Genomic DNA, 9,994 nt, shown 5'->3' with positions numbered 1-9,994 from the left:
GACGACGCTTTGGAGGGGAACGATGTCGCAGCCACCCAAAATATTGCTGCTTTACGCCCATCCGGAATCACAGGATTCGATTGCTAATCGGGTTTTGCTGCAGTCGGCTATGGAACTGGACCACGTCACGGTGCACGATTTATACGCCCACTATCCGGATTTCTTTATTGATATTCACCATGAGCAACAGTTGCTGCGCGAACATCAAATCGTTGTATTCCAACATCCACTTTATACCTACAGCTGCCCGGCGCTCCTGAAGGAGTGGCTGGATCGTGTGCTGTCGCGCGGCTTTGCCAGCGGTCCGGATGGCAATGCGCTGGAAGGGAAATACTGGCGCAGCGTGGTGACCACCGGCGAACCGGAAGCGGCGTATCACCATAGCGGCCTGAATCGCTATCCGATGAGTGACATCATGCGTCCGTTTGAGCTGACGGCGCAGATGTGTCGCATGCACTGGATGACGCCGATGGTGATTCATTGGGCGCGTCGGCAGACGCCGGAAGTGATGCGTAATTTTGCGCGAGCGTACGGCGACTGGCTGGCTTCACCGCTGCCGCAAGGAGGTGTGTGATGGAAGGCGAAACGTTACTGACGGCGGGCGTCATTTATCTGGTTGCGGCGGTGCTGATTGTGCCGATTGCGGCGCGTCTCGGCATTGGCGCGGTGCTGGGCTATTTGCTGGCCGGTATTGCGATTGGTCCGTGGGGTTTGGGTTTCATCAGCGACGTTGAGGAGATTCTGCACTTCTCCGAACTCGGCGTGGTGTTCCTGATGTTCATCATCGGGCTGGAACTGAATCCGTCGAAACTTTGGGCGCTGCGCCGTTCTATCTTTGGCGTGGGCGCCGCTCAGGTGCTGATCTCCGCCGCCATTCTTGGTGGATTGCTGTGGCTGACCGACTTTAGCTGGCAGGCGGCGGTGATTGGCGGTATTGGCCTGGCGATGTCATCCACGGCGATGGCGCTGCAGCTGATGCGCGATAAAGGCATGAACCGCAGTGAATCGGGACAGCTTGGTTTCTCGGTGCTGCTGTTCCAGGATTTGGCGGTGATTCCCGCGTTGGCATTGGTGCCGCTGCTGGCGGGCGGCGATAGCGGTCACGTTGACTGGTTGAAAGTCGGGATGAAAGTGCTGGCGTTTGGCGGGATGCTGATTGGTGGTCGTTATCTGCTGCGACCGATTCTGCGCTTTATTGCCGCATCCGGTGTACGCGAAGTGTTTACTGCCGCCTCGCTGCTGCTGGTGCTGGGTTCGGCGCTGTTTATGGACGCGCTCGGCCTGTCGATGGCGCTCGGTACTTTTATCGCCGGTATTCTGTTGGCGGAAAGTGAATATCGTCACGAGTTGGAAGTGGCCATCGAACCGTTCAAAGGCTTGCTGTTGGGCTTGTTCTTTATTTCGGTTGGCATGGCGCTGAATCTCGGCGTGCTTTATACCCACATCACTGAAATCTTGCTGGGCGTGCTGATTCTGGTGACGGTGAAAACGCTGGTCCTGTATGTGCTGGGGCGCATTTATGGCCTGCGCAGTTCAGAGCGCCAGCAGTTTGCCGGTGTGTTAAGTCAGGGCGGCGAGTTTGCCTTTGTACTGTTCTCGGCGGCGTCTTCGGCCAAAATGTTCAGCGGCGACCAAATGCCGCTGCTGCTGGTAACGGTGACGTTGTCGATGATGACCACGCCGCTGCTGATGAACGGCATCGACCGTTTACTGGCGCATCGCTTTAATGAACCCGATGAAAATGCCGAGAAGCACTTTGTCGAAGACGATCAGCCGCAGGTCATTGTGGTGGGATTTGGTCGTTTTGGTCAGGTGGTTGGCCGTTTGCTGATGGCCAACAACAAGCGTATTACGGTGCTGGAGCGCGACATCTCTGCAGTGAGCCTGATGCGTAAATATGGCTATAAGGTTTATTATGGCGACGCCACCGAGCTAGAGCTGCTGCGTGCAGCGGGCGCCGAGAATGCGCAATCCATCGTCATTACCTGTAACGATCCGGAAGACTCGATGACCATCGTGCAGCTGTGTCAGCAGCATTTCCCGCAGCTGGAAATCCTGGCGCGCGCGCGTGGCCGTGTTGAGGCGCATGAACTGTTGCAGGCTGGCGTCACGCTGTTCTCACGTGAGACGTTCTCCAGTGCGCTGGAGCTGGGCCGTAAAACGCTGATCTCGCTGGGCATGCATCCGCATCAGGCGCAGCGCGCACAGCAGCATTTCCGTCGTCTGGATATGCGCATGCTGCGTGAACTGGTGCCAAGCCATGATGACAGCGCGCAGGTTTCACGTGTGCGTGAGGCGCGGCGCGAGCTGGAGGATATCTTCCAGCGCGAAATGCAGCACGAAAAACGCCAGTTCGACGGCTGGGATGACGAGTAGATCTATACTTACTTAATCCGTTCATTAACGACGGCAGGAAACAGTATGCGTAAACGCTTTATAGCCGGTGCGGTTTGTCCAAAGTGCCAGGCAAAAGATACCTTGGCGTTGTGGCGTGAAAACAACGTTGAAGTGGTGGAATGTGTTCAGTGCGGTCATCAGATGCGTGAAGCTGACAAGCAGGTGCGCGATCAGGTTCGCACTAACGAGCAAGTGATCGGAGTTTTTCATCCTGAGTAGCGCAATGGCGCAGCTTTTTTTAAGCTTGAACTTACAGCGGGATTGAATTCCGCTACAATCGGCGCCATTAACGCTGAGCAGTATGCCGCAACACTATTGGCATCCTCAGTCTTGAACCTTTCTGGTTGGTTTATTGCACGCAAAATTGACCAATGGGACGGGATCTTAGTTCTCAACGGTTAGGAGATATCATGAAAGTAGCAAAAGACCTGGTGGTGAGCCTGGCGTATCAGGTTCGTACCGAAGACGGTGTGTTGGTTGACGAGTCACCGGTGAGTGCACCGTTGGACTATCTGCACGGTCATGGTTCCCTGATTTCTGGTCTGGAAAAAGCGCTGGAAAATCATGATGTAGGCGATAAGTTTGACGTGCATATCCCGGCGAACGACGCTTACGGTCAATACGATGACAACCTCGTACAGCGCGTACCAAAAGATGTGTTTATGGGCGTTGATGAACTGCAGGTTGGCATGCGCTTCCTGGCAGAAACCGATCAAGGTCCAGTACCGGTTGAAATCACCGAAGTTGAAGATGAGCACGTAGTGGTTGATGGTAACCATATGCTGGCGGGTCAGAACCTGAACTTCAACGTGGAAGTTGTGGCGATTCGCGCAGCGACCGAAGAAGAGCTGGCGCACGGTCACGTGCATGGCGCGGATGGTCATCATCACGATCATGACCACGACCATGGTCACGATCACGGCCAGGGCGGCTGTGGCACTGGCGGTTGCGGCTGCAGCCACTAATCAGTGTGATGCTGGCGAGGCCACCTTCGGGTGGCCTTTTCTTTTAGTAATGTGGCGGCGGCGTTTCTTCTGACTGTGATGCGATCATCGACGGCGCGCTATCTTTCACTTTATCGATTAACAGACGCACTTGCTCACGCAGTCTGATCATCTCCAGTTCATGCTGAACCACCGTTTGATTGAGCTGATCGATGGTGTATTCCTGAAAAGCCAGCTTGCTCTCCAGCGCCTCAAGGCGTTGTTCCCATTCTGTTGGTTGCATGATCTTTCCTCATCTTGCGGTGCTGCGCGTTAGTCTGTTTCGGGCGTGATTCTACGGCCTTTCACTTCAGAATCACCTGATATTTTACCTTTCCGCGTCATGCTGCATTGAAACGGCGCATAACGCCTATATCTCTGATGAAACTTCCTGAAGCAAAAAAGGTCGGAGGTTGAACGGGTAATTACATTGTGGGAGTGTTCGCCGCTGCCACGTAAAGTTATAGTGTGGGCCTCAGTCCGCAATGATTCCCGAGGTTAGAGGCTTCGGTTTTGGAGAAAGGATGAATTCACTGTTTAAAGTCACATTGTTAGCTACCACCATGGCCTTCGCGCTGAATGCACCGCTGGCAATGGCAGCAGAAACCGCCGCTGCTCCAGCAGACGCCGCTCAGGCCGCGCCGCAAGCACCGAAAAATGCTGCCTTCAAAAACGAAGACCAGCAATCAGCTTATGCACTTGGCGCGTCCCTTGGTCGCTACATGGACAACTCTCTGAAGGAACAAGAGAAGCTGGGCATCAAACTGGATAAAGATCAGTTGATCGCGGGTGTTCAGGACGCCTTTGGCGGCAAGAGCAAACTCTCTGATCAAGAGATCGAGCAAACCCTGCAGGCCTTTGAAGGCCGCGTGAAAGGTGCAGCTCAGGCGAAGATGGAAAAAGACGCGAAAGAGAACTCCGATAAGGGCTCTGCTTACGCTGACAAGTTCGCCAAAGAAAAAGGCGTGAAGAAAACCGAATCTGGCCTGCTGTATCAGGTAGAGAAAGAAGGTACCGGTGATGTGCCTAAAGACAGCGACACTGTGGTTGTGAACTACAAAGGTACGCTGATCGACGGTACTGAGTTCGATAACTCGTATACTCGTGGCGAGCCGCTGTCGTTCCGTCTGGACGGTGTGATTCCGGGCTGGACCGAAGGTCTGAAGCACGTGAAGAAAGGTGGCAAGATTAAGCTGGTGATCCCACCGAACCTGGCTTACGGCAAAAATGGCGTTCCGGGTATTCCGGCTAACTCCACGCTGGTGTTTGATGTTGAACTGCTCGACATCAAACCCGCGCCGAAAGCGGATGAAAAAGCGCAAGCTCCAGTCGCTGGCGATCAGAAAGCGCAGTAATCTGACCTTTCTGCATAACGCCGCCTACGGGCGGCGTTTTTATTTCGGAGATAGAGGTAAAGGTCTGGCTAAAGACCATGACATTTGCCAGACTAACGCCTGCTTAACTATCACCATATGAGTCTGCCCCAATGCTGTCGAGACAGGCTCCAGCCATTTAGGGTAATGTCTTCGATGTCTAATCCATTCAATCCCGGTGAACTGACTGACTTCGATTTACTGGAGCAACGTCCGTTCGAGCAAGCAGACTACGATATCCTCAAATCATACGAAGCCGTTGTCGATGGCCTGGCGATGCTGATTGGCTCGCACTGCGAAATCGTGTTGCACTCGCTGGAGGATTTGAAGTGTTCTGCGGTGCGTATCGCCAACGGTGAACATACCGGGCGTAAAGTGGGTTCGCCGATTACCGATTTGGCCCTGCGTATGCTGCACGATATGCACGGTGCAGATAGCAATGTCTCCAGAGCCTACTTCACGCGCGCGAAAAGCGGCGTGCTGATGAAATCGGTCACTATCGCGATTCGTAATCGTCAGCAGCGCGTCATTGGCTTGCTGTGCATCAACATGAATCTCGACGTGCCGTTCTCGCAAATTATGTCGACCTTTATGCCGCCGGAAATGCAGCAGGTGGATTCCAACGTCAACTTTGCCAGTTCGGTAGAAGACCTGGTGATGCAGACGCTGGAATTCGCGATTGAAGAAGTGAGTGCTGACCGTAACGTCTCCAATAATGCTAAGAATCGCCAGATCGTGCTCAATATGTATGAAAAGGGCATCTTCGACATTAAAGACGCGATTAACCAGGTGGCTGACCGCCTCAATATCTCCAAGCACACGGTTTACCTCTATATCCGCCAGTTCAAAAGCGGTGATTTTCAGGGGCAGGATCGCTGATGCGCTATACCTTGCTGGTCACCGGACCGGCATACGGCACGCAACACGCCAGTAGCGCGCTGCTGTTTGCCCGTGCGCTAGTCAAGGCCGGACATCAGCTGGAGAGCGTGTTTTTCTATCGTGAAGGCGTGTTGAACGCTAACCAACTGAGCGCGCCGGCCAGCGATGAAGTGGATATGGTGCGTGAATGGCAGCAACTGCGCGCTGAAAGTGGTGCCGAGTTGAATATCTGCGTGGCCGCAGCACTTCGTCGTGGAGTAACCAACGCGCAGGAAGCCGCGCGCTTACAACTCGCGGGCAGCAATTTACAGCGAGGTTTTGAACTCAGCGGTTTGGGTGCACTGGCTGAAGCCGCGCTCGGCTGCGATCGTCTGGTGCAATTCTAATGAACCGAGTGGCGTTTCTGTTTACTCAGGCACCGCACGGAAGTAGTGCGGGCAGGGAAGGGCTCGATGCGGTACTTTCGACGGGTGCGCTAAGCGAAGATATCGGTTTGTTCTTTATCGGGGATGGCGTGCTACAGCTCAATCGCGACCAGCAACCCGAGCAGATTCTGGCGCGCAACTACATCGCGACCTTTGGCGTGCTGGCGCTATACGATATCGACCAGTGTTTTGTCTGCGCCGATTCGCTGCTGGCGCGCGGACAAAGTTTAGCGGCTGAACGCGTGCTGGCTGCTGAGGTGCTGGATGCCTTATCACTACGCGAGAAGCTGGCTACCTATCATCGTGTTATTCGATTCTGAGAACTGATCATGCTCTACACGTTGCTGCAATCTCCCTGGCAATGCGATATCGATAGCCTGCTGCTTTTATTGCAGGAAGGCGACGACCTGCTTTTACTGCAGGATGGCGTAACCGCCGCGTTGGCTGGCAGCCAGATGTTAATCAGGCTTAGCGCATCGCCGGCTACGCTGTGGGTATTAGAAGAAGATGTGGCGGCGCGCGGCCTGATTGAGCAAATTTCGACCAAAGTAGCACGTTTGGACTATACTGGTTTCGTTGCGTTGACAGCGAAGCACCAACAACAAGTGGCTTGGTAAGAGCGAAAACCTGGTTATTTCTTGACACCCTTTTGACACAGCCCTAAAATTCTGCCTCCTCGTAGTAATACGAGGCGATTTATTACGTGTTTACGAAGCAAAAAGCTAAATCCCAGGAGCTATTTAATGGCAACAGTTAACCAGCTGGTTCGCAAACCACGCGTACGCAAAGTTGCAAAGAGCAACGTGCCTGCGCTGGAAGCTTGCCCGCAGAAACGTGGTGTATGTACTCGTGTGTACACCACTACCCCTAAAAAACCAAACTCAGCACTGCGTAAAGTTTGCCGTGTGCGTTTGACTAACGGTTTTGAAGTTACCTCCTACATCGGTGGTGAAGGTCATAACCTGCAGGAACACTCAGTGATCCTGATCCGTGGCGGTCGTGTTAAAGACTTGCCAGGTGTGCGTTACCACACCGTTCGTGGCGCGCTGGACTGCTCAGGTGTTAAAGACCGTAAGCAGTCACGCTCCAAGTACGGCGTGAAGAAGCCAAAGGCTTAATGGTTCTCCGTTAAGTAAGGCCAAACGTTTTAACTTAAATGTCAAACTTAACTCGTAGAGTTTTGGACAATCCTGAATTAACAACGGAGTATTTCCATGCCACGTCGTCGCGTCATTGGTCAGCGTAAAATTCTGCCGGATCCTAAGTTCGGATCAGAGCTGCTGGCTAAATTTGTAAATATCCTGATGGTAGATGGTAAAAAATCTACTGCTGAATCTATCGTCTATACCGCGCTTGATACCCTGGCTCAACGCGCTGGTAAAGATGGCCTGGAAGCGTTCGAGGTTGCTCTCGAAAACGTACGTCCGACTGTCGAAGTTAAGTCACGTCGCGTTGGTGGTTCTACCTACCAGGTTCCAGTTGAAGTCCGTCCGGTTCGTCGTAATGCCCTGGCAATGCGTTGGATCGTAGAAGCTGCTCGTAAACGCGGTGATAAATCTATGGCTCTCCGCCTGGCGAACGAACTTTCTGATGCTGCAGAGAACAAAGGTACTGCAGTTAAGAAACGTGAAGACGTTCACCGCATGGCTGAAGCCAACAAGGCGTTCGCACACTACCGCTGGTAACAGCAACGTAGTTGTTATAAACCCAGCGGGCGTCCCAGTGACTCACCTGCTGGGCTTTTTTAACTTAGAACGTCTAAGAATCAGAGGAATCAAATGGCTCGTAAAACACCCATTGAGCGCTACCGTAACATTGGTATCAGTGCGCACATCGACGCCGGTAAGACTACAACTACCGAACGTGTTCTGTTCTACACCGGTGTAAACCACAAAATCGGTGAAGTTCATGACGGCGCAGCAACCATGGACTGGATGGAGCAGGAGCAGGAACGTGGTATTACCATCACGTCCGCTGCGACTACCTGTTTCTGGTCTGGTATGGCTAAGCAGTTTGAACCACACCACGTAAACATCATCGACACCCCGGGACACGTTGACTTCACCATCGAAGTTGAGCGTTCTATGCGTGTGCTTGATGGCGCAGTAATGGTTTACTGTGCAGTTGGTGGTGTTCAGCCACAGTCTGAAACCGTATGGCGTCAGGCTAACAAATATAAAGTTCCACGCATCGCGTTCGTTAACAAAATGGACCGTATGGGTGCTAACTTCCTGAAAGTTGTTGACCAGATGAAAGTGCGCTTGGGTGCAAACCCAGTTCCGCTTCAGCTGGCTATCGGCGCAGAAGAAGGTTTCACCGGTGTTGTTGACCTGGTGAAAATGAAAGCGATCAACTGGAACGATGCCGATCAGGGCGTTACCTTCGTTTACGAAGATATCCCAGCTGATATGCAGGAACTGGCTGAAGAGTGGCGTGCAAATCTGGTTGAAGCCGCTGCTGAAGGTTCTGATGAGCTGATGGAGAAATTCTTCGGCGGTGAAGAACTGACAGAAGAAGAGATCAAAACTTCTCTGCGTAAGCGCGTTCTGAAAAACGAAATCATCCTGGTTACCTGTGGTTCTGCATTTAAGAACAAAGGTGTTCAGGCGATGCTGGATGCGGTAGTTGAATACCTGCCAGCACCGACTGACGTTACCGCGATTAACGGTATGCTGGACGACGGTAAAGACACGCCGGCTGAGCGTCATTCCGATGACAAAGAGCCGTTTGCTGCACTGGCGTTCAAAATCGCTACCGACCCGTTTGTTGGTAACCTGACCTTCTTCCGCGTTTACTCTGGTGTTGTTAACACCGGTGACACCGTGTACAACCCGGTTAAGTCAAACCGTGAGCGTCTGGGCCGTATCGTTCAGATGCACGCGAACAAGCGTGAAGAGATCAAGGAAGTTCGTGCAGGCGATATCGCCGCTGCGATCGGTCTGAAAGACGTAACTACTGGTGACACCCTGTGTGACCCAGACAACGTCATCATTCTTGAGCGTATGGAATTCCCTGAGCCGGTAATCTCAATCGCCGTTGAGCCGAAAACCAAAGCTGACCAGGAAAAAATGGGTCTGGCTCTGGGTCGTCTGGCGAAGGAAGATCCATCATTCCGCGTATGGACTGATGAAGAAACCAACCAGACCATCATCGCTGGTATGGGTGAGCTGCACCTCGACATCATCGTTGACCGCATGAAGCGTGAATTCAACGTTGAAGCGAACGTCGGTAAACCTCAGGTTGCTTACCGTGAAGCGATTCGCGCGAAAGTTACCGATATCGAAGGTAAACACGCCAAGCAGTCTGGTGGTCGTGGTCAGTACGGTCATGTTGTTATCGACATGTACCCACTGGAGCCAGGTGTTAACCCGAAAGGTTACGAATTTGTCAACGATATCAAGGGCGGTGTGATTCCAACTGAATACATCCCTGCGGTTGATAAAGGTCTCCAGGAGCAGCTGAAATCAGGTCCACTGGCTGGTTATCCGGTAGTAGATCTGGGTGTTCGTCTGCACTTCGGTTCATACCATGATGTCGACTCCTCTGAGCTGGCGTTTAAACTGGCTGCATCTTTGGCCTTTAAAGATGGCTTTAAGAAAGCACAACCAGTGCTGCTTGAGCCAATCATGAAGGTTGAAGTAGAGACTCCGGAAGAGAACACCGGTGACGTTATCGGTGACCTTAGCCGTCGTCGTGGTATGCTCAAAGGACAGGAATCTAACGCTACTGGCGTTCAGATCCATGCTGAAGTTCCGCTGTCTGAAATGTTCGGATATGCAACCCAGCTGCGTTCTCTGACCAAAGGCCGTGCTTCTTACTCCATGGAGTTCCTGAAGTACGATGATGCGCCGAACAACGTCGCTCAGGCCGTTATTGAAGCTCGTAGCAAATAAGCTACGGTTTAAAAATTGTGAACTGATGCCTTCATGACTCATGA

At 52.7% G+C, this 9,994-nt stretch carries 13 protein-coding genes; 12 read left to right on the top strand and 1 reads right to left on the bottom strand.

Annotation, left to right across the window (positions count from 1 at the left end; genetic code table 11):
- Positions 1 to 22: 22 nt before the first annotated feature.
- The 4 genes from kefG to slyD all read left to right on the top strand — a co-directional run bounded on the left by kefG (position 23) and on the right by slyD (position 3,362).
- Positions 23 to 574, top strand: coding sequence for a glutathione-regulated potassium-efflux system ancillary protein KefG (gene kefG / locus NR302_RS17820; protein WP_008101835.1), 552 nt, complete (start codon positions 23 to 25; stop codon positions 572 to 574).
- Positions 574 to 2,376, top strand: coding sequence for a glutathione-regulated potassium-efflux system protein KefB (gene kefB / locus NR302_RS17815; protein WP_008101837.1), 1,803 nt, complete (start codon positions 574 to 576; stop codon positions 2,374 to 2,376). Before kefG ends, kefB begins: the two co-directional genes overlap by 1 nt.
- A gap of 45 nt (positions 2,377 to 2,421) precedes the next feature.
- On the top strand, positions 2,422 to 2,616 hold the full coding sequence (locus tag NR302_RS17810) for a YheV family putative zinc ribbon protein (RefSeq protein ID WP_008101839.1): 195 nt from the start codon (positions 2,422 to 2,424) through the stop codon (positions 2,614 to 2,616).
- Between the two features lie 191 nt (positions 2,617 to 2,807).
- Positions 2,808 to 3,362 carry a peptidylprolyl isomerase gene (gene slyD, locus NR302_RS17805; RefSeq protein WP_049851962.1) on the top strand — a complete coding sequence of 185 codons (555 nt, stop codon included), beginning with the start codon at positions 2,808 to 2,810 and terminating at the stop codon, positions 3,360 to 3,362.
- Positions 3,363 to 3,405: 43 nt separating this feature from the next.
- Here slyD and NR302_RS17800 read toward each other — a convergent pair whose 3' ends face one another.
- The gene (locus tag NR302_RS17800; RefSeq protein ID WP_008102200.1) at positions 3,406 to 3,624 is read right to left on the bottom strand and encodes a protein SlyX; all 219 of its coding nucleotides are present in this window, start codon (positions 3,622 to 3,624) and stop codon (positions 3,406 to 3,408) included.
- 280 nt (positions 3,625 to 3,904) lie between these two features.
- Between NR302_RS17800 and fkpA the strand changes: the two genes are divergently transcribed.
- The 8 genes from fkpA to fusA all read left to right on the top strand — a co-directional run bounded on the left by fkpA (position 3,905) and on the right by fusA (position 9,950).
- Entirely contained in the window at positions 3,905 to 4,735 is an 831-nt protein-coding gene (gene fkpA, locus NR302_RS17795; protein WP_008102198.1) for an FKBP-type peptidyl-prolyl cis-trans isomerase, read from the top strand.
- 174 nt (positions 4,736 to 4,909) lie between these two features.
- Positions 4,910 to 5,632: a transcriptional regulator gene (locus tag NR302_RS17790; RefSeq protein ID WP_007886240.1), complete on the top strand. Its 723-nt coding sequence runs from the start codon at positions 4,910 to 4,912 to the stop codon at positions 5,630 to 5,632.
- Complete coding sequence (gene tusD, locus NR302_RS17785) at positions 5,632 to 6,018, top strand: sulfurtransferase complex subunit TusD (protein ID WP_258144075.1); 387 nt, start codon at positions 5,632 to 5,634, stop codon at positions 6,016 to 6,018. Before NR302_RS17790 ends, tusD begins: the two co-directional genes overlap by 1 nt.
- Positions 6,018 to 6,377, top strand: coding sequence for a sulfurtransferase complex subunit TusC (gene tusC, locus NR302_RS17780; RefSeq protein WP_258144074.1), 360 nt, complete (start codon positions 6,018 to 6,020; stop codon positions 6,375 to 6,377). Before tusD ends, tusC begins: the two co-directional genes overlap by 1 nt.
- Before the next feature lie 9 nt (positions 6,378 to 6,386).
- Entirely contained in the window at positions 6,387 to 6,674 is a 288-nt protein-coding gene (gene tusB / locus NR302_RS17775; RefSeq protein WP_154183308.1) for a sulfurtransferase complex subunit TusB, read from the top strand.
- 126 nt (positions 6,675 to 6,800) lie between these two features.
- Positions 6,801 to 7,175, top strand: coding sequence for a 30S ribosomal protein S12 (gene rpsL, locus NR302_RS17770; RefSeq protein ID WP_006120575.1), 375 nt, complete (start codon positions 6,801 to 6,803; stop codon positions 7,173 to 7,175).
- Between the two features lie 96 nt (positions 7,176 to 7,271).
- Entirely contained in the window at positions 7,272 to 7,742 is a 471-nt protein-coding gene (gene rpsG, locus NR302_RS17765) for a 30S ribosomal protein S7 (protein WP_007886246.1), read from the top strand.
- A gap of 93 nt (positions 7,743 to 7,835) precedes the next feature.
- Positions 7,836 to 9,950, top strand: coding sequence for an elongation factor G (gene fusA / locus NR302_RS17760; RefSeq protein WP_008102189.1), 2,115 nt, complete (start codon positions 7,836 to 7,838; stop codon positions 9,948 to 9,950).
- Positions 9,951 to 9,994 lie beyond the last annotated feature (44 nt).

Source organism: Pantoea sp. SOD02, from assembly GCF_024707505.1.
Taxonomy (GTDB): domain Bacteria; phylum Pseudomonadota; class Gammaproteobacteria; order Enterobacterales; family Enterobacteriaceae; genus Pantoea; species Pantoea symbiotica.
The sequence above is the reverse complement of the archived record's forward strand: the minus strand, read 5'-3'. Positions and strand labels throughout refer to the sequence as shown.